Source organism: Streptomyces daliensis, from assembly GCF_054782395.1.
The window spans coordinates 34,774-57,654 of the sequence record NZ_BAAGSO010000034.1; the positions used below are offsets into that span (position 1 = coordinate 34,774).

The 22,881-nt window shown below is 73.3% G+C and carries 20 protein-coding genes and 2 pseudogenes; 15 read left to right on the forward strand and 7 right to left on the reverse strand.

Annotation, left to right across the window (positions count from 1 at the left end; translation table 11 throughout):
- Nucleotides 1–18 precede the first annotated feature (18 nt).
- The 6 genes from ACYVOO_RS08200 to ACYVOO_RS08225 all read left to right on the forward strand — a co-directional run bounded on the left by ACYVOO_RS08200 (nucleotide 19) and on the right by ACYVOO_RS08225 (nucleotide 8,416).
- Entirely contained in the window at nucleotides 19–1,245 is a 1,227-nt protein-coding gene (locus tag ACYVOO_RS08200) for an isochorismate synthase (protein ID WP_461014966.1), read from the forward strand.
- Nucleotides 1,242–3,005: a (2,3-dihydroxybenzoyl)adenylate synthase gene (locus tag ACYVOO_RS08205; RefSeq protein ID WP_461014967.1), complete on the forward strand. Its 1,764-nt coding sequence runs from the start codon at nucleotides 1,242–1,244 to the stop codon at nucleotides 3,003–3,005. The genes ACYVOO_RS08200 and ACYVOO_RS08205 overlap by 4 nt, the downstream gene beginning before the upstream one ends.
- An 84-nt stretch (nucleotides 3,006–3,089) precedes the next feature.
- Nucleotides 3,090–3,758 (forward strand): isochorismatase family protein, encoded by a 669-nt coding sequence (locus ACYVOO_RS08210; RefSeq protein ID WP_461014968.1) that lies wholly within the window; start codon nucleotides 3,090–3,092, stop codon nucleotides 3,756–3,758.
- A 7-nt stretch (nucleotides 3,759–3,765) separates the two neighbouring features.
- Nucleotides 3,766–3,999 (forward strand): phosphopantetheine-binding protein, encoded by a 234-nt coding sequence (locus ACYVOO_RS08215; RefSeq protein WP_461014969.1) that lies wholly within the window; start codon nucleotides 3,766–3,768, stop codon nucleotides 3,997–3,999.
- The gene (locus tag ACYVOO_RS08220) at nucleotides 3,996–8,201 is read left to right on the forward strand and encodes an amino acid adenylation domain-containing protein (RefSeq protein WP_461014970.1); all 4,206 of its coding nucleotides are present in this window, start codon (nucleotides 3,996–3,998) and stop codon (nucleotides 8,199–8,201) included. Before ACYVOO_RS08215 ends, ACYVOO_RS08220 begins: the two co-directional genes overlap by 4 nt.
- Nucleotides 8,198–8,416: an MbtH family NRPS accessory protein gene (locus tag ACYVOO_RS08225; RefSeq protein WP_461014971.1), complete on the forward strand. Its 219-nt coding sequence runs from the start codon at nucleotides 8,198–8,200 to the stop codon at nucleotides 8,414–8,416. The genes ACYVOO_RS08220 and ACYVOO_RS08225 overlap by 4 nt, the downstream gene beginning before the upstream one ends.
- 72 nt (nucleotides 8,417–8,488) lie before the next feature.
- On the opposite strand, the gene fes is transcribed toward ACYVOO_RS08225, so the two are convergent.
- Entirely contained in the window at nucleotides 8,489–9,898 is a 1,410-nt protein-coding gene (gene fes, locus ACYVOO_RS08230; RefSeq protein ID WP_461014972.1) for an enterochelin esterase, read from the reverse strand.
- A gap of 121 nt (nucleotides 9,899–10,019) precedes the next feature.
- A pseudogene (locus ACYVOO_RS08235) lies at nucleotides 10,020–10,269 on the reverse strand (acyltransferase family protein); the annotation flags it as partial.
- On the opposite strand from ACYVOO_RS08235, the gene ACYVOO_RS08240 reads away from it, so the two are divergent.
- Complete coding sequence (locus tag ACYVOO_RS08240) at nucleotides 10,246–10,593, forward strand: hypothetical protein (protein ID WP_461015007.1); 348 nt, start codon at nucleotides 10,246–10,248, stop codon at nucleotides 10,591–10,593. The pseudogene ACYVOO_RS08235 and the gene ACYVOO_RS08240 overlap by 24 nt on opposite strands.
- 282 nt (nucleotides 10,594–10,875) lie before the next feature.
- Here the strand turns inward: ACYVOO_RS08240 and ACYVOO_RS08245 are convergent, their stop codons facing one another.
- The gene (locus ACYVOO_RS08245) at nucleotides 10,876–11,871 is read right to left on the reverse strand and encodes an intradiol ring-cleavage dioxygenase (protein WP_461014973.1); all 996 of its coding nucleotides are present in this window, start codon (nucleotides 11,869–11,871) and stop codon (nucleotides 10,876–10,878) included.
- Between the two features lie 257 nt (nucleotides 11,872–12,128).
- Between ACYVOO_RS08245 and ACYVOO_RS08250 the strand changes: the two genes are divergently transcribed.
- From ACYVOO_RS08250 to ACYVOO_RS08270, 5 genes and pseudogenes are all read left to right on the forward strand, one after another.
- On the forward strand, nucleotides 12,129–13,724 hold the full coding sequence (locus ACYVOO_RS08250) for a sensor histidine kinase (protein ID WP_461014974.1): 1,596 nt from the start codon (nucleotides 12,129–12,131) through the stop codon (nucleotides 13,722–13,724).
- 55 nt (nucleotides 13,725–13,779) lie between these two features.
- Nucleotides 13,780–14,163, forward strand: a pseudogene (locus ACYVOO_RS08255) (glycosyltransferase); the annotation flags it as partial.
- Nucleotides 14,164–14,295: 132 nt separating this feature from the next.
- Nucleotides 14,296–14,694 (forward strand): hypothetical protein, encoded by a 399-nt coding sequence (locus ACYVOO_RS08260; protein ID WP_461014975.1) that lies wholly within the window; start codon nucleotides 14,296–14,298, stop codon nucleotides 14,692–14,694.
- Nucleotides 14,695–14,828: 134 nt separating this feature from the next.
- Complete coding sequence (locus ACYVOO_RS08265; RefSeq protein WP_461014976.1) at nucleotides 14,829–15,359, forward strand: TerD family protein; 531 nt, start codon at nucleotides 14,829–14,831, stop codon at nucleotides 15,357–15,359.
- A 190-nt stretch (nucleotides 15,360–15,549) separates the two neighbouring features.
- Nucleotides 15,550–16,443, forward strand: coding sequence for a phosphotransferase enzyme family protein (locus ACYVOO_RS08270; RefSeq protein ID WP_461014977.1), 894 nt, complete (start codon nucleotides 15,550–15,552; stop codon nucleotides 16,441–16,443).
- Here ACYVOO_RS08270 and ACYVOO_RS08275 read toward each other — a convergent pair.
- Nucleotides 16,403–16,741 (reverse strand): nuclear transport factor 2 family protein, encoded by a 339-nt coding sequence (locus ACYVOO_RS08275; RefSeq protein ID WP_461014978.1) that lies wholly within the window; start codon nucleotides 16,739–16,741, stop codon nucleotides 16,403–16,405. The genes ACYVOO_RS08270 and ACYVOO_RS08275 overlap by 41 nt on opposite strands.
- 128 nt (nucleotides 16,742–16,869) lie before the next feature.
- On the reverse strand, nucleotides 16,870–17,100 hold the full coding sequence (locus ACYVOO_RS08280) for a hypothetical protein (protein ID WP_461014979.1): 231 nt from the start codon (nucleotides 17,098–17,100) through the stop codon (nucleotides 16,870–16,872).
- A 278-nt stretch (nucleotides 17,101–17,378) separates the two neighbouring features.
- Here ACYVOO_RS08280 and ACYVOO_RS08285 point away from each other — a divergent pair, with 278 nt between their 5' ends.
- Genes ACYVOO_RS08285 through ACYVOO_RS08295 form a run of 3 tightly spaced genes read left to right on the forward strand, consistent with a single transcriptional unit; the run spans nucleotide 17,379 to nucleotide 21,462 of the window.
- Complete coding sequence (locus ACYVOO_RS08285; protein ID WP_461014980.1) at nucleotides 17,379–18,422, forward strand: FAD binding domain-containing protein; 1,044 nt, start codon at nucleotides 17,379–17,381, stop codon at nucleotides 18,420–18,422.
- A complete protein-coding gene (locus ACYVOO_RS08290) occupies nucleotides 18,419–19,048 on the forward strand; it encodes a (2Fe-2S)-binding protein (RefSeq protein WP_461014981.1) in 630 nt (209 codons plus the stop codon). The genes ACYVOO_RS08285 and ACYVOO_RS08290 overlap by 4 nt, the downstream gene beginning before the upstream one ends.
- Nucleotides 19,045–21,462, forward strand: coding sequence for a xanthine dehydrogenase family protein molybdopterin-binding subunit (locus ACYVOO_RS08295; protein ID WP_461014982.1), 2,418 nt, complete (start codon nucleotides 19,045–19,047; stop codon nucleotides 21,460–21,462). The genes ACYVOO_RS08290 and ACYVOO_RS08295 overlap by 4 nt, the downstream gene beginning before the upstream one ends.
- A gap of 35 nt (nucleotides 21,463–21,497) precedes the next feature.
- Here the strand turns inward: ACYVOO_RS08295 and ACYVOO_RS08300 are convergent, their stop codons facing one another.
- The gene (locus tag ACYVOO_RS08300; protein WP_461014983.1) at nucleotides 21,498–22,403 is read right to left on the reverse strand and encodes an NmrA family NAD(P)-binding protein; all 906 of its coding nucleotides are present in this window, start codon (nucleotides 22,401–22,403) and stop codon (nucleotides 21,498–21,500) included.
- Entirely contained in the window at nucleotides 22,400–22,849 is a 450-nt protein-coding gene (locus tag ACYVOO_RS08305) for a nuclear transport factor 2 family protein (RefSeq protein ID WP_461014984.1), read from the reverse strand. Before ACYVOO_RS08305 ends, ACYVOO_RS08300 begins: the two co-directional genes overlap by 4 nt.
- Nucleotides 22,850–22,881 lie beyond the last annotated feature (32 nt).

A 22,881-nucleotide genomic window follows, 5' to 3' on the forward strand; every position in this document is an offset into this window, starting at 1 on the left:
GACCGAACGGAGCACCACGTGACCACCGCCCACGCCCTTCCCCCCTCCTCCCGCTCCTCCTCCGCATCGACGGACGCCGCGCGGAGCGTCGGCTCCGCCACGGACCTGCTGGCCGCGTACGAACCAGGCGACGACACACGGTTCTTCGCGAGCCCCACCCGCACCCTGCTCGCGAGAGGCACCGCCGCTCGCGTGCCGCACGACGGCCGTCCGCTGCACGAGCGGGTCGCGGCCACACTGCGCGAGCGGCGGCACGCCGGACAGGCGTCGCCCCTCGTCGTCGGGGCCGTGCCCTTCGACACCGGGGCGCCCGCCAGGCTCGCCGTGCCCGAGACCGTGCGCGGCGCGCCCGCGCTGCGCGAGGACCCGCTGACGGTGCTGCCCGCACCCGTCCCCGCGCCCGCCGACTGGGAGATACGCCGGGTGCCGGAGGCCAGGGTCTACCGCGACGCGGTGACCGCCGCCGTGCAGCGGATGCGCGCGGGCGGACTGAGCAAGGCCGTCCTGGCCCGCACCCTCGAACTCACCTCGTCGCAGCCGCTGGAGCTGCCCGCGATCCTTCAGCGCCTGGCCCGCCGCGACCCGGAGGGCTATACGTTCGCTGTCCCGGCCGGACCGGGCCGCACCCTGCTCGGCGCCAGCCCCGAACTGCTGGTCTCCCGGCGCGGGACGCAACTGACCGCCAACCCCCTCGCGGGCTCCGTGCCGCGCAGCGACAACCTCGCCGAGGACGTACGCCGCGCGGCCGGACTGCTGGAGTCGGCGAAGGACCTGCACGAGCACGCGCTCGTCGTCGACGCCGTACGCGTCGCGCTCCAGCCGCACTGCCGCGTCCTCGACGTGCCCGAACGGCCCACCCTCGTACGGACGGCCGCGATGTGGCACCTGTCCACCACCGTCACGGGCGAGCTGGCGGAGCCCGGCACCTCGGCACTGGAACTCGCCATGGCGCTCCACCCGACGCCCGCCGTGTGCGGCGCGCCGACGGACGCCGCACGTGCGCTGATCCGCGAGCTGGAGCCCTTCGACCGGGGGCTGTTCACCGGCGTCGTCGGCTGGGGCGACGCGGAAGGCGACGGCGAGTGGGCGGTCACCATCCGCTGCGCCGAGGCCGGGCCGGAGGAGCGGCGGCTGCGGCTGTACGCGGGCGCCGGTGTCGTCGCCGCTTCCTCACCGTGGGCCGAGGCGGACGAGACGGGCGCGAAGTTCGGCACGTTCCTGGAGGCGGCGGGGGCCGAGCTGTGAGCATCACCCAGGACCGCACCGGAGGACCCGGCGCGGAGCCGTACCCCGATCACCCCTTCTGGCCCGACGAGTTCGTCGCGCGCTACCGCGCCGCCGGATGGTGGCGAGGCGAGACCTTCGGCGGGATGCTGCGCGAGCGCGCCGCCGCGCACCCCGAGAGACCCGCGCTCGTGGACCCCTCACCCGCCGCCGGGGCCGGCACGGGCGAGGCGCGTCGCCGGGTGTGGACGTACGGCGAACTCGACGAGCGCGCCGACCGCATGGCCGCCGGACTCTTGGCGCGGGGCGTCGGCAAGGGCGACCGGGTCGTGGTCCAACTGCCCAACATCGCCGAGTTCTTCGAGGTGGTGTTCGCGCTCTTCCGGATCGGCGCCGTCCCGGTCTACGCGCTGCCCGCGCACCGTGAACTGGAGATCACCTACTTCTGCGAGTTCACCGAGGCCGTCGCCTACGTCGTCCCCGCGACGCACGCCGGCTTCGACTACCGCGCGCTGGCCGACGTCGTACGCGAGCGGGTGCCCACGCTGCGCCATGTGTTCGTGGCCGACGGGGACCCCGGACGGCACGAGCCGCTCGGCGCCCTCTCCATCGACCCGCCGGGGGCGGGGCCGGGGCCGGGGCGGCTCGTCGTGCCGGACCCGCCCGCGCCGCACGAGCTGGCCTTCCTCCAGTTGTCCGGCGGCACCACGGGCGTGCCCAAACTCATCCCGCGCACGCACGACGACTACATCTACTCGCTGCGCGGCTCCAACGAGCTGTGCGACGTCACCGAGGACACCGTCTTCCTCTGTGTGCTGCCCGCGGCGCACAACTTCCCCATGTCCTCGCCTGGCCACCTCGGTGTGCTCTACGCGGGAGGCCGCGTCGTCCTCGCCCCCGGGACCAGCCCCGATGTGGCGTTCCCGCTGATCGAGCGCGAGGGTGTCACCCTCACCGCGCTCGTGCCGCCGCTCGCGCATGTGTGGCTGGACACGGCTGAGGCTGAGGGCAACGGGCCGCTGCGCGGCCTGGAGCTGCTGCTCGTCGGCGGCGCGAAGTTCAGCGAGACCACGGCACGCAGGGTGCGGCCCGTGCTGGGCTGCGCGCTCCAGCAGGTCTTCGGCATGGCCGAGGGGCTCGTCAACTACACGCGCCTGGACGACGACGAGGAGACCGTCGTCACCACCCAGGGGCGTCCCATCTCGCCCGACGACGAGATCCGCGTCGTGGACGACGAGGACAACGACGTGCCCGTGGGGGATAGCGGCCACCTGCTCACGCGCGGCCCGTACACCATCCGCGGCTACTGGCGCGCGCCCGCGCACAACGCCGACGCCTTCACGGCCGACGGCTTCTACCGCACGGGCGACATCGTCAGGCTCACCCCCACGGGGCATCTGATCGTCGAGGGCCGCGCGAAGGACCAGATCAACAGGGGCGGCGAGAAGGTCGCGGCCGACGAGGTGGAGAACGTCCTCCTCGGCCACCCCGCCGTGCACGACGTCGCCCTCGTCGCACTGCCCGACCCGTATCTGGGCGAGCGCACATGTGCCTACGTCGTCCTGCGCGAGGGCGCGGAGCGGCCCGGGCCCGTCGAGCTGAAGCGGTATGTGCGCGAACAGGGTCTTGCCGAGTTCAAGGTGCCCGACCGGGTGCGGTTCACCGACGCCTTCCCGCGCACCGGGGTCGGCAAGACGTCCAAGAGGGACCTGCGCGCCGCCGTCGCCGCGCTGCTGACCACCGGCACCCAGGAGCCACCCGAGGACGGCCCGGCCTCCTGACCCCCGGCCGTCCCCGGCGCACCCCGCGCACTCCGCCGCCCCGCACCCCGCCACCCCCGACACACACCGGAAGGCAGCACCCCCATGGCCCTGCCCGCCATCACCCCGTACCCCATGCCCGACAAGGGCGCACTGCCGCGCAACAAGGCCGACTGGAGCCCCCACCCCGACCGGGCCGTGCTGCTCGTGCACGACCTCCAGAACTACTTCCTCGGCGCCTTCCCGCCCGGCACATCGCCGCGCACCGAACTGCTCGACAACACCGCGCACGTGCTCGGCCGCTGCCGCGAACTGGGCGTCCCCGTCGTCTACTCGGCGCAGGTCGGCGGCCAGACCCCCGAGGAACGCGGACTCCAGCAGGACTTCTGGGGCCCCGGACTGCCCGACGACGAACGCTCCGCGCAGATCCCCGCGCCGGTGGCACCGCGGCAGCGCGACACCGTGCTCACCAAGTGGAAGTACAGCGCCTTCGCCCGTACCGACCTCGCCGAGCGCATGGCCGAGGCGGGCCGCGACCAGCTCATCGTCGTCGGCGTGTACGCGCACATCGGCGTGCTGCTCACGGCCGCCGACGCGTGGATGCGGGACATCCAGGCGTTCCTCGTCGCCGACGCCGTCGCCGACTTCTCCGAGGAGGACCACCACATGGCGCTGCGCTACGCCGCAGCCAAGTGCGCCGTCGTCACCACGGCACACACCGTGCTGGCGGGGCCCTTCACCGGTCAGACGCCCCGCACGGCAGAGGGGAAGTGAGCACGGCATGCCGCACCTCACCACCGACCGTATCCGCGCCGACGTCGCCGACGTGCTCGGCGAGGATCCCGAGGACATCCCCGTCGACGAGAACCTCGTCGACTACGGCCTCGACTCCATCCGCGTCATGACCCTCCTCAAGCGCTGGCGCGAGGACCACGGCACCCAGGTGACCTTCGTGGAACTCGCCGACCAGCCCGCCATCGAGCGCTGGGCCGAGCTGATGGGGGCCGACCGATGAGCGCGGCCGCCACGGCCCACGCGCGGGCGGCACACGCGGAGCCGGAGCCCGCACCCTCCGGGCCGCCCCCGTCCGGCCCGGCGGACCCGGACCCCGGTGCGCCCCGTGCCGGACTGCCGCTCACCGCCGCGCAGTCGGGCATGTGGTACGCGCAGGCCCTGGACCCCGCCAGCCCGGCGCAGAACACCGCCGAGTACCTGGAGATACGCGGCACCCTCGATCCCGTCCTCTTCGCGGAGGCACTGCACCGCACCACGGGCGAGGCCGACGCGCTGCGCGTCCGCATCACCACCGACGCGGATGGTGTGCCACGGCAACTGCCCCTGGAGATCGAACCCCCGGGCCACGGCTTCCCGCTGTACGCCACCGACCTGCGCGAGCACACCGACCCCGACGCCGTCGCACACACCTGGATGCGCGACGACCTCACCGAGCCCTTCGACCTGGCGACGGGCCCGCTCTTCAAGCACGCACTCTTCCAGGTCGGCGACGCACGCTGGCTGTGGTACCAGCGGGTGCACCACGTGGTCATGGACGGCTTCGGCTACTCGCTGCTCGTCCAGCGCGTCGCCGACCTCTACACCGCGCTCGCCGACGGCAGGACCCCGGCGGAGAGCCCCTTCGGCCGCCTCGCCGACCTCGTCGCCGAGGACGCCGCCTACCGCTCCTCCGCCGCGCTCGCCGTCGACCGCGCCCACTGGAGCGGCCAGTTCGCCGACAGGCCCGAGGTGCCCACCCTCGCCGGGAGCGGCGCCCTCGCGGGCCGCACCTTCCACCGCCGCACGGAACACCTCGGCCCCGAGGCCACCGAGCGCCTGCGCGCGCTGGCCACCTCAGTCCGTGCCACCTGGCCCGACGTGCTGCTCGCCGCGCAGGCGCTGTACGTGTCACGGGCCACGGGCAGCGAGGACGTGGTGCTCGGCCTGCCGATGATGGGCCGCATGGGCTCGGTGGCGCTGCGCGTGCCCGGCATGGTCATGAACGTGCTGCCGCTGCGGCTCACGGTCACACCCGGTGCCACCTTCGCCGAGCTGACCCGCGCCACCGTGCTCGCCGTCCGCGCGGCACGCGGGCACCAGCGTTACCGGTACGAGGACATCCGGCGCGACCTCGGCCTCCTCGGCGAGGGCCGCGCCCTCACCGGGCCGCTGGTCAACGTCATGCCCTTCGACTACGGCGTCACCTTCGCGGGCGCCGAGTGCACCGCGCACAACCTCTCAGCGGGGCCCGTGGACGACCTCACCGTCAACATCTACGACCGCACCGACGGCGCAGGACTCCGCTTCGACCACGACGGCAACCCAGGGCTGTACGGCGAGGACGACCTCGCCCGCCACCAGGACCGCTATCTGCGGCTGCTGGAGCGGCTGGCCGAGGCCGACCCGCACGCGCCGCTCGCCACCCACGGCATCTGCACCCCCGACGAACGCGCCCGCGTGCTCGGCGCGTTCAACGACACCGCGCGGGACCTGCCCGTCACCACCCTCGTCGGACCCATCGAGGACCAGGCCGCACGCACACCGCACGCCACCGCGCTCGTCAGCGGCGGCCAGGCGCTCAGCTACGAACAGCTCGACGCACGCGCCAACCAGCTCGCCCACCGGCTGACCGCGCTCGGCGCGGGCCCCGGCGGCCGGGTCGGCGTCGCACTGCCGCGCTCGCCCGAGCTGGTCGTCGCGCTGCTCGCCGTCCTCAAGGCGGGCGCCGCCTATCTGCCGCTCGACCCGGACTACCCGGCGGCACGGCTCGCGTACATGCTCGACGACGCGGCCCCCGCCTGCGTCCTCACCGACTCGGCCACGGCCCCCACCCTTCCCGCCGAAGGCCCGACGCGGCTCGTCCTCGACGACCCGCACACCGTCGCGCAACTCGCCGACGAACCGCGTACCAGCGCCGGGCCGGGGCCCGAGCCGCGCGATCCCGCGTACGTCATCTACACCTCGGGCTCGACGGGCCGACCCAAGGGCGTCGTCGTCCCGCACTCGGCCATCGACAACCGGCTGCGCTGGATGCAGGGCGAGTACGGGCTGCGCCCCGACGACCGCGTCCTCCAGAAGACCCCGTCGGGCTTCGACGTGTCGGTGTGGGAGTTCTTCTGGCCGCTGCGCGAGGGCGCCACACTCGTCGTCGCCGCGCCCGGCGAGCACAAGGACCCGGCGGCGCTGGCCCGCACCATCCGCGAGTGCGGCGTCACCACCCTCCACTTCGTGCCGTCCATGCTGAGCGTCTTCCTCGCCGAACCGGACGCCGTGCGCTGCGGCGCGGTGCTCCGACGCGTCTTCTGTAGCGGCGAGGCACTGCCCCGCGAGACGGCCGAGGAAGCGGTACGGGTGCTGCCGGGGGTGCCGCTGCACAACCTGTACGGGCCGACCGAGGCGGCCGTGGACGTCACGTACCACGAGTGCAGGCCAGGGGGCGCGGGCCCCGTGCCCATCGGCAGGCCCGTGTGGAACACCCGCACCTATGTGCTCGACGCGGCACTCCAGCCGTGCCCGCCCGGTGTGCCCGGCGAGCTGTACCTCGCCGGGGCCCAGCTCGCCGACGGCTACCTCGGACGCCCCGCGCTCACCGCCTCCCGCTTCACCGCCGACCCCTACGCGCCGAAGGGCCCCGACGGGTCCGAGGCGCCCGGACGCATGTACCGGACGGGGGACCTGGCGCGCTGGAGCGAGCGCGGCGAGATCGAGTACCTGGGACGCACCGACCACCAGGTCAAACTGCGCGGCCAGCGCCTGGAGCCCGGCGAGATCGAGGCGGCGCTGACCGCCGACGAGGGGGTGCGCGCCGCCGCCGTCCTCGTCCGCGAGGACCGGCCTGGCGACCAGCGGCTGGTCGGCTACGTCACGCCGGCGGAGAGCGGGGAGGGAGGTGTCTGCGACACCGAGGCGCTGCGGGCGCGGCTCGCCGCGCAGTTGCCCGACTACATGGTGCCCGGCGCGCTGGTCGTGCTGGACGCGCTGCCGCTGAGCCCCAACGGCAAGCTGGACCGCTCGGCACTGCCCGCACCCGAACTGCCCGCGACCGAGGGCTACCGGCCGCCGCGCAGCCACCAGGAGGAGACCCTCACCCGGCTGTTCGCGCAGGTGCTGGACGTGGAACGGGTCGGTGTCGACGACGGGTTCTTCGACCTGGGCGGCAACTCGCTGCTCGCGGCCCGCCTTGCCGCGCGCATCCGCGAGACGCTCGGCGACGAGTCCGCAGAGCGTGTCACCATCGGCACCCTCTTCCAGGCCCCCACCCCGGCCGCGCTCGCGCGCCGCCTCCGGCGACGGGACGAGGCGGAGGGCGAAGTGGAGGACCCCCCGGACGACGACGCGCTGGGGGTACTGCTGCCGCTGCGCGCGGGAGGCGGGCGTCGGCCCCTGTTCGTCTTCCACCCCGCAGGCGGCATCAGTTGGTGCTACTCGGGCCTCCTGGCCCCGCTGGGCCCCGACCTCCCCGTACACGGCCTCCAGGCACGCGGCCTGCACGGGCACAAGGGCCCGGCGGAGCACGCGGAGGGGAACGGGGAGGGCACACATCTGCCCGGCTCCATGGAGGAGATGGCCGCCGACTACGTCGAGGAACTGCGCCGGGTGCAGCCGCACGGCCCGTACCGGCTGCTGGGCTGGTCCGTCGGCGGCGTCGTCGCGCACACCGTCGCGGTGCTGCTCCAGGAGGCCGGCGAACGGGTCGAGCTGCTGGCCCTGATGGACGCCTACCCCTCCGACCAGTGGCGGCAGCTCAAGGCCCCCACCGAGGCCGACGCGCTGCGCGCGCTGCTGCGCATGGCGGGGTTCGACACCGACGCGGCCACCGAGGACGGCGCCCTGCTCTCCCGCGACGACGTCCTCGCCGTGCTGCGCCGCGAGGGCAGCGCGCTGGCCGCGCTGCCGGAGCAGACGCTCACCGCGGTGGTCGGCATCGTCACGAACAACGCCCGCCTGATGCGCCGTCACCAACACCGGCGCTACGAGGGAGACCTGCTCTTCTTCACGGCAGCGGCGCCGCGCGAGGAGGACTGGCTGACGAGGGAGGCGTGGCGCCCGTACGTCAGCGGCGAGGTCACCAACCACGACCTGGACTGTCTGCACCCCCAACTCACCCTGCCCCGGCACCTTTCGCACATCGGCACGGTGCTCGCCGCGTGCCTGGCCGAGCTGGACGGGGCGCCCGTACCGCGCGAGAACGCGGCCCGAGAAGAGAAGGAGTCCGTGAAGTGACCGCTGCCTACACCGCGTTCGCCGCGTCCTCGGCGCCCGCACCGTTCGAGGCGCCCGAGGGCGACCCGGACAGGGAGAGCCACCTCGTCCTGCGCGCGCCTCGGGGAGAGCGTGCGCTGTGGCCCGTGTTCGCACCCGTACCGGGCGGCTGGGGGACGGAGTTCGGCCCGGCAGCGCACGCCGCCTGCGTGACGCACATCGAGACGTCCGGCTGACAGGCGCCCCTCCGCCCTCCGCACGCGTCCGTACGTCTCAGGTGCGAGCCCTACGGCCCACGGACCACGGCCTCACGCGCCGCCCAGCAGCTCCACCAGGCCTGCCGCCATCTCGTCGCGCCAGCACAGGTAGTCGTGCCCGCCGTTGAACTCGTGGTACGTGGCGTGCCAGCCCTTCTCGGCCAGCGTGTCCCGCAGCCGCCGGTTGGCGGGCAGCAGCACCCACTCCTGCTCGCCCGCCGACAGCCGCAGCCGCACGGGCGGAACGGGGGAAGGCGTCTCGGCCACCATCCGCGTCACCCGCTCTGTTTCCTCGGCGTCCGCGCCGTTCGGCCACCAGAAGGAGCCCGACTGCGCCAGCGCGGCACCGAAGCGGTGCGGGGCACGCAGCACCCCGTAGACGGACATCAGCCCGCCCAGGCTCTGGCCCGCCAGCACGGTACGCGCCGGATCCGCGGTGACGGGCCAGCGGCCGGCGGCCCAGGGCAGCAGTTCCCCTTCGAGGAACTCCAGGAAGGTGTCGTTGCCCGCCAGTTCGTCGGCGCGCTGGTCCTGGCCCAGCGCGTGCGGGAGCACCGCGAGGACGGGCGGGATGCGGCCCTCGGCGATGAGGTTGTCGAGCAGCGCGGAGAAGTCCAGGCGGGGTTCCCACATCTCGCCGTCGAAGAGCACGACGACGGGCAGCTCGCGGGGTGCGCCCCCCTGATCGCCGCCCTGCGCGGGGCCTTGCGGCGGCTCGTACACCCACACCTCGCGCTCGTTGCCGAGGACGCCGCTGCGCACCCGGTGCACACCTACGTGCCCGCGCGCCACATCGGCCCTCCGCTCCCACGCGCGGGGCGAGGGCGCGTGCGGCAGGCGTACCACCGACAGCGGCTCGCCGCCCCAACGCCGGGGGAAGGCGGCCGGGTTGTGGGGGTCGCGGCGCGGGACACCGTCGACACGTATCTCGTAGGTAGCACGCCAGTCGCGACGCATCCGTACGCTCCAGTGCCACACGTCGGTGCCGGGCACCCGGTGCATGGTGTTGCGCTCCATGGCCGCCGGGTCGGCGACCTTGTTCGGCAGGACGGCCACCTCGCCGGTCTCCTCGTCGCCGCGCCAGAGGAAGGTGACGGCGGCGTGGTCCGGGTCGCCGGAGGGGGCGGGCTCGATCAGCGGGGTGCCCTCGTGTGCGACGTACCGCCACAGCCGCGCCGCGGCCTCCTCAGCCCCGGTTCCGGCCTGGGCAGCCTCCGCCAGTTCGGCCTCCAGGGCGCGGACGCGCGGACTGCCGGTCAGTTCGACGGGCGCGGGGCGGGCCAGCCGGGGCGGGCGCGCCGTGCTGGACCTGGTCGTGGTCGCGGTGGTCGCGGTGGTCGCGGCGGTCGCGGTGGTCGTGGTGGGGCCGGGCTGCGGCGGGGACTGCTGCGCCATGGGCGTGGCCTCCAGGGGCGTGCGGACGTACGCGCGGACGTGACGTACGAGGTGGTCGGCGGGCACGACGGAGAGCGGCGGCGCTCCCGAAGTAAGGCTTACCTTACCCAGAGCCGCGCCGCCGCCCGCCCGCCACCCGCCTCCGTGTCCCGCCACCCGCTGACGGGGCCGCCGACGTGCCGCGTCAGGGCAGCAGCCACACGGTCGCGAAGACCACGGCGGGCAGCGGCGAGCACAGCAGCACCGGCACGGGTGCGGCGCGGAGCAGCCGCAGCAGTACGGGGGACAGCAGCACGAACCACAGGTAGGTGCGCAGGTACCACAGCACATCCGTGCCCTGCTCGCCCCAGGCGTTGCCCGGCGGGCCCCAGTGGCAGCACCCACAGCAGCGCGTCGGCGCCGGGCCTCCAGCCGTGCAGCACCATCGCCGTGACGAGGCCCTGACGGACGACGCCTCCGTCGCCTGCCGCGACGCGGCACCCGCACGGCTCCAGAAGCGGCGCGATCTGGACGTCAGCTGCACACTGCCCGCGATGCCCTCCGGCCTGGAGAAGACCGGGGTGGCGATCCTCGGCGACGCGCGGGAACACCGCGTCGAGCTGTCGGCCGTGAACATCATGGCCATGAACTACGGCATCACGGCACCTCGTACACCGGCGACATGGGCGGCTATGCGAAGCGGGCGGCCGAAGCCGCACACGACCAGCTCGCCGACACGCTCGGCCTCGGCGAGAAGGCGGCCTGGAAGACCCTCGCCGTGACCGCGATGGCGGGCGTCAACGACGTCGAGGGCGAGACGTTCACCCTCGCGGACGGGCCGAGCTGCGGACGTTCGCCGACGAGCGGGACCTCGGCGGGCTGTCCCTGTGGGCGTCCTTCCGTGATCAGGAGTGCGAGGGCGACGCCACCCCGGCGAAGGCGCAGGACACGTGCAGTGGTGTCGAACAGCGCTCCGGCGCCTTCGCCGCCGCGCCGTCGGGCTGACCCGGCTTACGCGGACGAGATGGGTGACGTGGTGGGCGGGGGTGGCGGGACGGGGAGCGTCAGGAGGAGGACGAGGGGCTGCCGGTGGGCTGGGGTCCGCCCGCGTCCGAGCCGTCGTGCGTCGCGTCGGGGTCGACGGCGACGGTGAGCGAGGCGGCCACCCCGTCGGCGATGCGGCCCCGCTTGTAGCGCAGTTTCAGCAGCCCGCCCTGCGCGCCACCGCCCGGGTAGATGAAGTCCTCGTCGAGGGTGGTCCTGGTGGTGGTGTTGGTGCGGTACGGGTCGGCCTCGGCCGAGGCCAGTACCGCCTTCTCCTCGAAGTAGAGCTGCCCCGTGTGGCACTGGTGGCCGCCCTCGTACCCGTCCTCCGTCAGCTTTCCGTCCACGTGCACCTTGGTGTGGATGTGCACGGCACGTCCCTGGTACCAGCCGGGGAAGACCGTTCTGAACTCGACGACGCCGTGCCGGTCCGTCATCTGCGAGCCGCGCAGGAAGGTCGTGTCGTCGGTCGGCTCCTGGTGTCCGCCGCCACCGCCGCCACCGCCGCCGGGTCCGCCCGTCGGTGTCCCGGTGGGTGTTCCCGTCGGTGTGCCGGAGGGCGGGGGCTCCGAGCCGCCGCCACCACCGCCCGAGCCCATGTCGGTGTAGCCGGAGTAGACGCCGACGGCATCGCAGTGCCAGATGTCGACGGCCGCGTTCCTGAGAGGCTTGCAACTGGTCCCGTCGATCACCTTCAGCCGCAGCGTCATGGGGATGCCGGGACGGTCCTCGGTGATGTCCCGGCGGAAGAGGTCGTAGTCGAGGTAGTACGGGCCCTCGATGGACTCGGCCGTCAGGCGGTAGCACTCCTCGGCCGTGCCGTCGGCGCCGTCCGCCGCCGCCGTCGCGGTGGCTGTGGCGTCACCCGCGAGGGCGTTGGCGGCGCCCAGGGCACCGATGCCCACGGCCACGGCACCCGCGCCGCCGAGGGTGAGGGCACGGCGCCGGGACAGGTCGCGGTCGCCGCGCGGGGAGGGGTCCCGGTCGCTCTGCTGGGAGATGGCTTCATCGCTCATGCGCCGAGATGCTAGGGACGCGGCGGCGGAAGGTCGCTGTGAAGGAGCTGTGGGTTCCTGTGAATCACGGCATCTGAGGGGCGTGGGGGCTGGCCACCGAGCCGTTCCGACAGTTTTCGGGTTGAATGAGCCGGTATGAGCGAACGTCGCGCAGGGGGACACGGCATGGGAGCGGCGCCGGGGCCCGTACGGTGGCTCCCACCTTGTTCACGGCCGGTTCACAGGGCGTTCTCAGAGGAACCGCACAGCCTGTTCTCATGAGCGAGACATCGGCACACCCGCCTTCCGGCACGGACACACCTGCACCGGAGCGCGAGGGCGGGGGCGAGGGTGCCCGGGGGCACCGACGCGGGGGCCGACGGGGACGGCTGAGGTCGCCGCGCCGCCCGCGTTCGCTGCGGACGCGGCTGGTGGTCTCGTCGGTGGCGCTGATCGCGGTTGCGGCTGCGGTGATCGGTGCGGTGACGACGATCGCGCTGCGCTCCTACCTCTACGACCAGCTCGACGGGCAGCTCCGCGAGGTCGCCCGGAGGGCGGCGGGCCCGCCGGGCGGGCGCGGCCTCCCCTCGGGCAACAGCGACGGTCCGTTCGTCGCCGGAGGCGGCCAGCCCGTGGGCACGGTCGGCGCGGTCGTCACCGGCGGCGAGGTCACCGACGCGGTGGTCAGCGAGCAGCGCGGCGCCGACTCGGAGCGCGAGCCGCGCGTCGTCGCCGAGGATCTGACGTCGGCGCAGGCGTCGGCGCTGGGCCGGGTGCCGGCCGACGGCGGGGCCCACAGCGTGGACCTGCCGGGGCTCGGCGAGTACCGCACACAGTCCGTGAAGACCGACGGCGGCACCTACCTCGTGGGCATTCCCACGGAGGCGGCCGAGGCCACCATCCGGACGCTCATCCTGGTGGAGGTGTGTGTGGCGGGTGCGGGGTTGGTGGCTGCGGGGATTGCGGGGACGGTGTTGGTGGGGGTGGCGTTGCGGCCGTTGCGGCGGATGGTGCAGACGGCGTCGCGGGTGTCGGAGTTGCCGTTGGCTCGGGGTGAGGTGCGGTTGCGGGAGCGGGTGCCGGAGGGGGATACGGATCCGGGTACGGAGGTGGGGCAGGTGGGTGCGGCGTTGAACCGGATGCTGGGGCATGTGGGGTCGGCGTTGGTGGCGCGGCAGGAGAGTGAGATGCGGGTGCGGCGGTTTGTGGCGGACGCGTCGCATGAGTTGCGGACGCCGTTGGCGTCGATTCGGGGGTATGCGGAGTTGACGCGGCGGGGTGGGGAGCGGGTGGGTCCGGATACGGGGCATGCGTTGTCGCGTATTGAGGCGGAGTCGGCGCGGATGTCGGGTCTGGTGGAGGACTTGTTGTTGTTGGCGCGGTTGGATGCGGGGGTTGGGGGGCGTGGGGTGTCGTGTGAGGTGGTGGATGTGTCGCGTGGGGTGGTGGATGCGGTGAGTGATGCGCGGGTTGCGGGTGGGGGGCATGTGTGGCGGTTGGATGTGCCGCCGGAGCCGGTGTGGGTGGTGGGTGAGGCGGGGCGGTTGCAGCAGGTGTGGGTGAATCTGCTGGCGAATGCGCGGACGCATACGCCGGTGGGGACGGTGGTGTGGGCGCGGGTGCGTCGGGTGGGGGGTGAGGTGGTGGTGGAGGTGGAGGACGGGGGGCCGGGGATTGCGGTGGAGGTGTTGCCGCGGGTGTTCGAGCGGTTCGCGCGGGGTGATGTGTCGCGTTCGCGGGCGCATGGGTCGACGGGGTTGGGGCTGGCGATCGTGCGGGCTGTGGTGGGTGCGCACGGGGGGCGGGTGGAGGTCGAGAGCGTCCCGGGCCGCACCGTGTTCAGGGTCCTGCTGCCTGCGGCTCCGCATTCATAGGCGCGGTACAGCATCATGACAAGGGCCTGACAGGGCGCTTCGCGAGTGTCGGAGCATGCACACGAACATCGACACAGACATCGCGAACGCGACGAGCGAACAGACCTCCGGGAGCCCCGCTCCCGCCGACGGCCCCGGCCGCTCGGACCGCCACCGTGCCCCCTCGCGGGACACACTGCCGGTCCGCCGCCATCTGCCGGCGCCCACCGGCGAGGACGGCCGTCATCTCGGCGTCGTCCTGGATGTCGTCGTCCCCGTCTACAACGAGGAGGCGGGGTTGGAGGGGTGTGTGCGGCGGCTGCACGCGTTCTTGTCGGGGAACTTTCCGTACGGGTTCCGGATCACGGTGGCGGACAACGCGAGTGTGGACGGGACGCCGGTGGTGGCGCGGTTCGCCGAGGTGGAGTCGGTGCGGCTGGAGGAGAAGGGGCCAGGACGACGACGCGGCCGGTGACCGTACCGGCACCATCGCGTACCAGCGGACCACCCACGAGCCGACCATGACGCCGCGCCCCGCCCCCGGTGCCGAACCGGTGACGTCCGAGGCCAGGACGCATACGGGGAGCATCCGATGACGACCACTCACCACACGGGCCACGTGGAGCACACGGGCGGCACGAGCCGCGACGGTGCGGCGACCGGCACGGCCCACGCGCCCGGCACCGGCACCGTCACGGGCATGAGCACGGGTGCCCGCACAGACACGGGTACGAGTCCTGGAGGCGGCGGCGCCCCCGGCGGTGCGCCGGGCGGTGGCCAGGGTGGCGGCAAGGGCGGCTCCGGCGGCCAGGGCGGTAAGGGCCAGCCCCCGCAGCAGGGCGGCACGTCGCAGGGCACGCCCGGCAAGGCCGGTAAGGGTGGCACGTCCGGCGGCTCAGGAGGCTCCAGCGGCAGTTCGGGGACGTCGAGTCCTGGGTCGCGGATCACTTCACCAAGGTCACGGTCGGAAGCAGCACGTTCTACGACCTGACCCGGCCGACGTCCACGGACTGACCCCGTCGGCCCGCACGGCGGACGGGCGGAGGAATCTCAACGAGCCGCCCAGACGATACAGTTGGGCGCGGACGCAGCTCGCATAAGCCCAGTTCGGAGGAAGGGAATTCTGTGAGTAGTCTCAACAAGGGGCTCAGGAAAGTCGAAGTGACACTCAAGTGGGATCCCAGCCCCTCTGGTGCGCCGGTCAACGATCTCGACATCGTCGCCGCGACGTATACCGCTGACGATCCGCACGGAAAGCCCGCCTATCTCGTCCATTTCGACAGCCGTTCACCCGACGGCACCATCACCCTCAACCGGGACAGCAGGACGGGCCAGGGATTCGGCGCGGACGAGGCCATGACCCTCGAACTCGACCGGCTGGCTTCCTCGTATGTGCGGGTTGTCGTGGGTGTGGCCATACAGCAGGGCGGCGGGCGCAAGACGTTCGCCGAGGTGCCGAACAGCAGCGCGAAGATCTGCGAGGGCGTCAACGAGCTGGTCCAGGAGGACTTCTCGCGCGTCGGCGAATCCACGGCGGCCACCATCGCCGAGTTCGTCCGGGGCGAGTCGGGCGAGTGGGAAATCCGCCCGGTGCTCCGTGGTTTCGACACGGACCCCGCCGCCTTCGCCGACCTCATGGGACGCGAATACTCCTGAACGGCGTTCCCTTTCCGGCCCAGTGACCGTTCTGGCCCGGTGACCGTTCCGGGCCGGGGGAATTCCCCGGCGAATTCACCTCGTACGGACACGACGTACCCCCGGCAGCCCCTTCTGGCTGCCGGGGGAGTCATGACGGCAGCGCCCGGCACCACCCGGCAGCGCACAAACGGAGAGGGGCCAGGCGACGGTGCAGGCGTCAGAGGTCCGGCGTGCGGTGGCCGCGGCCACGGCGATCGCCTCGTCGTGCGGTCTCGCGGCCGACGACGCGAGCGTTCTCCACGACTCGAACAAGCTCACCCTGCGTCTGCTGCCCTGCGACGTCCTGGCCCGGGTGGCACCTGTGGCGCATCAGGTCGCACAGTTCGAGATCGACCTCGCTCAGCGGCTCGCCGCGTCCGGGTGCCCCGTCGCCGCTCTTGAGCCCCGGGTGGAGCCACGCGTCTACGAGCGTGACGGCTTCGCGGTCACGCTGTGGACCTACTACGAACCCGCCGCAGTAGCCGCACCAGAGATCCCGTCGGCCGACTACGCCCACGCGCTCGCGCAACTGCACCTCGGTATGCGCGGGCTCGACGTCCCCGACGTCCCGACGCCGCACTTCACGGAGCGGGCCGAGCGGGCCCAGCGCCTCGTGGCCAACCGCGACCGCACCCCGGCGCTCCCCGACGCGGACCGGGAACTGCTCGCCGACACGCTGCGGAGCCTGAGCCGATCGCTCGGCGAACGTGGCGGCGGCCCGGAACAGCTTCTGCACGGCGAGCCGCACCCGGGCAACCTGCTCGCCACAGAGAACGGGCCGCTGTTCATCGACCTTGAGACGTGCTGCCGCGGCCCCATCGAATTCGACCTCGCCCATGCGCCCGAAGACGTCAGCGCGCACTATCCGGGTATCGATCAGGACGTGCTGCGCGACTGCCGGATCCTCGTACTGGCGATGATCACCACCTGGCGCTGGGACCGGGACGACCAGTTCCCCAACGGACGTCGGCTGGGCACGGAGTGGCTCACCCAGATCCGGGCCGCACTCGATCGAGACCGGCTCACACCTTGCCGCCGAAGAAGACCTGCACCTCCCGGATGAGCCCGTCCCGCACGGTGATCGCCTCGACATTGCGGTACCGGTCACCCGTCGTGAGCTGGTACTCGTAGTAGACGAAGACGAGTTCCTGGTCGGCGGGCGTGACGTGCAGCAACCGCTGCTCCCTGAACCGGTCGGCGGTGGGAAAGCACCGCTCGAAGAACGCCGCCTTGTCGATGTGATCGTCCTGAGGACTGGTGAACGTGAAGTCGTCGCCGTAAAGGGGGAGGGCCCCCGTGAGATCCTGCGACCGGTAACAGCGAAACGCCGCCTCAACGACGCTTGTCGGGTCCTCGTTCATTCGGTCTCCGTGGGTCGGATGACGTGTCCTGCCCGGCCAGAGTAAAGCGCGAGTCCCGGTACGCCAGGTACGCCAGCGGGCGAGACCGGGCCGGAGAGCCCGTCGGGCGTTCGTGTTCGCGGCACCGGCTAGCGGCGCGTGCTCTCGCCGCCGCGGAGCCGTACGGGAGCGGGCTGGACGGCGTTCTGCTGGTGGCCGAGTGCCGAGTACGGGCGGTGCCTCGGGGAGGCGTTGGCCTGGTCGAGGGCCGAGGCGGTCGTCACGGCCGGGCCCAGCACGACCGCGACCGTCACACAGGCCGCCGTCCACGGGGTGCGCACCAGCCGAAGCCAGCGAGAGGATGTCTGTCCGTCCCTCATGCCGCGTCTCCTGTCTGTGTCTGTGTCTGTGTCTGTTGACAGGCAGTGTGCGGCGCCCCGTTGTGCCCCGGCCCGGTGGACGCTGTGCGTCCGCTGTGACGTACGGGTGTGGCGTGGCGCGGGACTCTTGCCTCCGTCGCCGACAGCGCCGACTCTGGTCGTGGCACCCGGCCCGCGAAACGTGCCGCCCGTGACACGCGGCGTGCCACGGCGGGACCGTACGGGGCGGGGCATGGCGCGGACCTGTCGGACCTGTCGGAGCAGCCGGAAGAGGGCGCATGAAACCTCCCGCGTTCGAGTACGTGGAGCCGCGCACTGTCGAGGAGACGGTGGAGACTCTGGCCGAAGCAGGGGAAGGGGCGTCGCTGCTGGCCGGAGGCCAGAGCCTGCTGCCGCTGCTCAACCGGCGCCGGGTGCGCCCGGCCGTCGTCGTGGACATCAACCGGGTGCGGGACATGAGCGCCGTGGAGATCCGCGCGGACCGCGTACGGATCGGCGCGATGGGCCGGCTGCGTGAGCTGGAGCGCCACGAAGCGCTGCGCGGCGCGCTGCCCGTACTGCCCGCGACGGTGCGACTCGTCGCACACCCGCAGATCCGCAGCCGCAGCACGGTCGGCGGCTCGCTGAGCCACGCCGACCCGGCGGCCGAGCTGCCCGCGCTGGCCGTGGCGCTCGGGGCGCGGATGGTCCTGCGGTCGGCCGAGGGCGAGCGCACGGTGTCCGCCGACGACTTCTTCCGTTCCGACGCGACCGACGCGACCGACGCGACCGACGCGACCGACGTGGCCGGTGCGACGAACACACCCGGCGCGCCCGCTCCCCGTACAGCCCGGCGCCCTGGCGAGGTGCTCACCGCGGTCGAGTTCCCACGGCGCGACGGTTTCCGGTTCTGCTTCGTGGAGATCCCCCGGCACGGCCAGGGCGGGTTCCCGCTGGTCGGGGTCTGCCTCGGACTCGACCTCGCCCGTACGAACGGCGCCCGCGCGACGACGGTGACCGCCGCACGCCTGGCGGGCGCCGGTGTGGCGGACCGGCCCGTGCGGCTGGCCCGCGCTGAGGAGGCGCTGCGGGGCCGGCCCCTGGACGCACTCGTCGCCGGACTCACCGGCGGGGAGCCCGACGACGCGCTCGACGGCGTGCTCGACGCGGCGGCGTCCGAGGCCGCACCGCCCAGCGATCTGCACGGCAGCGCCGCGTTCCGTACCGCGCTGCTGCGCACGGCGGTGCGACGCGCCCTCGCCCGCCTGGCGGCCGAAGCACGCACGGAACCGGAGACGGCGGAAGCGGCACGCGCCGACGTAGAGGGAAGGGGCGGGGCATGAGCGGGACCACGACACGCGAGGTGACCGTGACCGTGAACGGCGCGGTGCGCTCGGGCCGTACGGAGGCGCGGACCCTGCTGAGCGACTTCCTGCGCCACGGCCTGGGGCTCACGGGCACACACGTCGGCTGCGAGGAGGGCGTGTGCGGAGCCTGCACGGTCCTGCTCGACGGGACACCCGTGCGGTCCTGTCTGATGCTGGCGGTCCAGGCGGACGGGCACCGCCTGGAGACGGTCGAGGGGCTGGCGCGAAACGGTGAACTCTCGCCGCTGCAAGAGGCGTTGATGGTGGAGCACGGACTCCAGTGCGGCTTCTGCACCCCGGGCATCCTGATGAGCCTCACCGCCGCCGAGCGGGAGGGACTGGGCACGGAGGCCACCGTCGACGAGGTGCTGGCGGGACACCGCTGCCGCTGCACCGGCTACGCGGGCATCCGCGCCGCGATCGAACGCCGCGGCCGGGAGACGAACCCCGCGCGACACCTCCCGGACACCCCGGGCGAGCCCGCGTATGCCGCGGACACCCCTCGTGAGGCCACGCACCCCGAGGTCACACTGCCCTCCGACATGGCGTTCCCCTCGGGCTCCACGGGCTCCTCGGACAAGGGCGGGGAGGCCACCCGATGACCGGCGACGGCACGGCACCCACCCCAGCCACCTCCACCCCACCCACCTCTGCCGAACCCACGGCACCCACCCCCGGCGAGGGCCTGATCGGACGCCCGCTGCCCCGCGTCCACGACCCGCGCATGCTGCGCGGCCAGGGGCGCTACGTGGACGACATCGACGACGCCTCAGCCCTGCACGCGGCCCTCGTCCGCAGCACCGTCGCACACGGCCGCGTCACCCGCTTCGACGCCTCGGCCGCACTCCGCGACGCCGGGGCCCACCTGGCGCTCGGGCCCGAGGAGATCGCGCGGCACACCGAACCCCTGCCCACCGTCTGGAACATCCCCGGCCAGCGCCTCAAGCACATCGAGCTGGCGGCGCCCACGGTCCGCTACGTCGGCCAGCCCATCGGCATCGTCGTGGCGGACAGCAGGGCGGCGGCCGAGGACGCGGCCGAACGTGTCGAGGTCACCGTCGAGCCGCTGCCCGCCGTGGTGGGTGTGGACGCCGCGCTCGCCGACGGCGCGCCGCTGCTCTACCCGGAGGACGGCAGCAACATCGCGGGCGAGGTGCGCTTCGGCGACCCGGCCTCCGACGTCGAGGAGATCATGGCGGGCGCCCCGCACGTCGTCGAGCGCGAACTCGGCGTCCAGCGGGTCAGCTTCTGCTCCATGGAACCGCGCGGCATCCTCGCCGAATGGCTCGACGCCACCGAGCAGTTGACGGTGTGGAGCAGCACCCAGGTGCCGCACGCCCTCCGCTACGGGCTGGCCACCGCGCTGCGGCTGCGCGTCGACCAGATCCGCGCGCTCGTGCCCGACGTGGGCGGCGCGTTCGGCGGCAAGGCGGCGGTGTACGTGGACGAGGTGCTGGTGTGCCTGGCCGCCAGGCTCCTCGGCCGCCGCGTCAAGTGGACCGAGGACCGCGCCGAAGCGCTCACCGCCAGCTACCAGGGCCGTGGCCAGCGCGCTCACGCGCGGCTCGCGCTCGACGCCGACGGCCGCTTCCTCGCGGTGGAGGCCCACGTCAAGGGCGACCTCGGCGCCTTCCCGACGCAGGGCGGCTCGGGCCCGTTCCAGGTCGCGGGACAGTCGATCGAGGGGCCCTACCGCTTCGACCGTGCGGGGGCGACCGTCACCGCCGTGCACACCAACGCGGTGCCCACCGGCGCCTACCGCGGCTACGGCATGCAGGAGGCGGCCTGGATCAGGGAACGTCTCATCGAGGAGGCGGCACGCGAACTCGGCGTGGAGGCAGGCCACTTGAGGCGGCTCAACCTCGTGCGCGCCGACGAGATGCCGTACACCACCCGCACGCTGATGACCTATGACAACGGCGACTACCCGGCAGCCCTGCGCCGCGCCGCCGAACTGGCCGAGGGGTTCAGGCGCGAGCGTACGGGGCGGGTGCGGCGGGGCGTGGCCGTCACACCGTGCGTGGAGATCACCGGCTTCGCGCCGACCGCGCTGCTGGAGCTGGCGGGCGCGGAGATGAGCGGCTGGGAGGGCGGCCGGATCCGCGTCAACGAGGACGGCACCGTCACGGTGTTCGCCGGGGCGATCTCGATGGGGCAGGGCATCGAGACGACGCTGGCCCAGATCGTCGCGGAGCAACTGGGCCTGCCGCTCCAGCAGATCGCGGTGCGCCTCGGGGACACCGACACCACCCCGCACTCCGAACTGTCCTCGCAGGCCAGCCGCTCCGTCGCGCTCTCCGGCGGTGCACTGATGCTGGCCGGTGCGCGGATGCGGGAGCGGATGCGGGGGCTGGCGGCCCGGTATCTGGGCACCGCGACGGAGGACGTCAGGCTCGAAGGGCAGGTCTTCCGGGCCGGGAAGACGGGGGAGACGGCGACGTGGCGCGAGGTCGCTCACCGCGGCTGGCTCGGCTGGGGCCGCGCGGAACACGACCGCATCCAGTTGGAGGAGACCGTCGACTTCGACCCGCCCGCGATCACCTTCGCCTACTCGGCGCACGCGGCCGAGGTCGCCGTCGACCTGGACACCGGCACGGTGACGGTCGAGAAGTACCACACCGTCAACGACAGCGGTGTCCTGGTCAACCCGCTCATCGCCAAGGGCCAGGTCGTCGGTGCCGTCGCGCAGGGGCTGGGGCTCGCGCTGATGGAGGAGTCGGCGTACGACCCGGTGACCGCGCAGCCGCTCACCACCTCGCTGTGGGACTACGAGCTGCCGGGGCCTGGCGACGTGCCCGACGTGGGCGTCGAGCACACCGTCACACCCAGCACCCTCATCCCCGGCGGCTTCAAGGGGCTGGGGGAGGGCGGCACGCTGCCGCCGCCCGTCACGGTGGCCAACGCCGTGGCGGACGCGGTGCCCGAGATCGCCCACGCCCTCACCGAGACACCGCTGACCCCCGCGCGGGTCTGGGAGCTCCTCGCCGCCGAGGGCCTGGACCGCGCACGGGGGTGAACCACGGGGCGCCGCCGGGCGCGGCACGCGCGCCGCTAACCGCGCGCCAAGTCGCCCGCGTGCGCCGCCGCGTGCTCGGCGAAGGAGCGCGGCGGCCTGCCGGTGACGCGTTCCACCGTGGGGCTGACCCGGTCCTCGGAGCCTCCGGCGACCGACCGGTCCATCCCCGCGAGGAGCGCCGCGAAGGCGGGCGGCATCCCGGTCGCCGCCAGCCTGTCGCGCATGGCCTCGTACGGGACGGGACGGTGCGCGATCCGCCTGCCGGTGACGCGGGAGACGACGGCGGCGACGTCCGCGTAACTCAGCGCCTCGGGCCCCGTGATGAGGTGCGCGGTGTTGTGCGCCCGCGCGTCGCTCAGCGCCCGTACGCCGACCTCCGCGATGTCCCGCACGTCGACGAACCCGACCCGCCCCTCGCCCGTCGCGGTCACGATCTCGTCCGCCGCGCGGATGCTGTGGGCGTGCGGGTGGTCGCCGGTGAAGTTGTCCATGAACCACGAGGGACGGAGCACGGCCCACTCGGGGAACGTGTCGCGGACGGCGCGGTGCACGGTGCTCAGCCCGTCGCCGGTCTCCGTGATGGCGGAGGAACTGAGCAGCACGGCCCGGCGCACACCGCTCTCCCGCGCCCGCCGCAGGAACGGCAGCATCACGGCCGCCGGGTCCGGGTCGGCGAGGGGCGCGACGAGATAGAGCAGGCGTGTCCCGTCGAGCGCGGGGCCGTGTGTCGCGGGGTCGGCCCAGTCGAAGCGCACGGGCCGTACGGGATGGTCCGTCGAGCGGTCCACAGGTGCGTCCACGGGCGCGTCTACGGGTTGGCCCGGCGACGGCCGTCTGCTGCCCGCGCGCACGGGGTGCCCCAGTGCGGCGAGCCCGGCGGCGACGCGGCTGCCGGTCTTGCCGGTGCCCCCGGTCACGAGAACGGGGTCAGACGCGGTCATCGGGCACCGCCTCCGAAGGGCGCGTTGCCGCCGTCCGTGACCTCCTGGACGACGAGCGGGTTCCAGTAGTCGCGGTAGTGGGTGAACAGGCCGTCCCTGACGGTGAGGACGACGATGTACGTCATGTCGTACGGCTCACCCGTCGCGACCACCCGCCCCACCCCGCGCCACTCGGCCACGGCCACCTCGGGGTCCCCGGTCGTGTGGATCTCCACCCAGGGGATGTCCGCGAGGTCGATGTGGTCCGGGTAGTCGGCCATATAGGCGCGGACGGCTTCCTTGCCGTCCAGCCGCCGGGGCGCGCCGGGCGGCGCGAAGGGGAACTCGACGACACCGTCCTCGGCCCAGAGTCCGAGCCAGCCGGAGATGTCCTTGGCGAGCAGCAACTCCAGGCTTCGCCGGAAGACCTGCTCGGGGGTGGTGGGGGCAGCGGTGGACGCGGGCATGGCTGTGCCTTTCGGGGGAGGGACGGGGCATG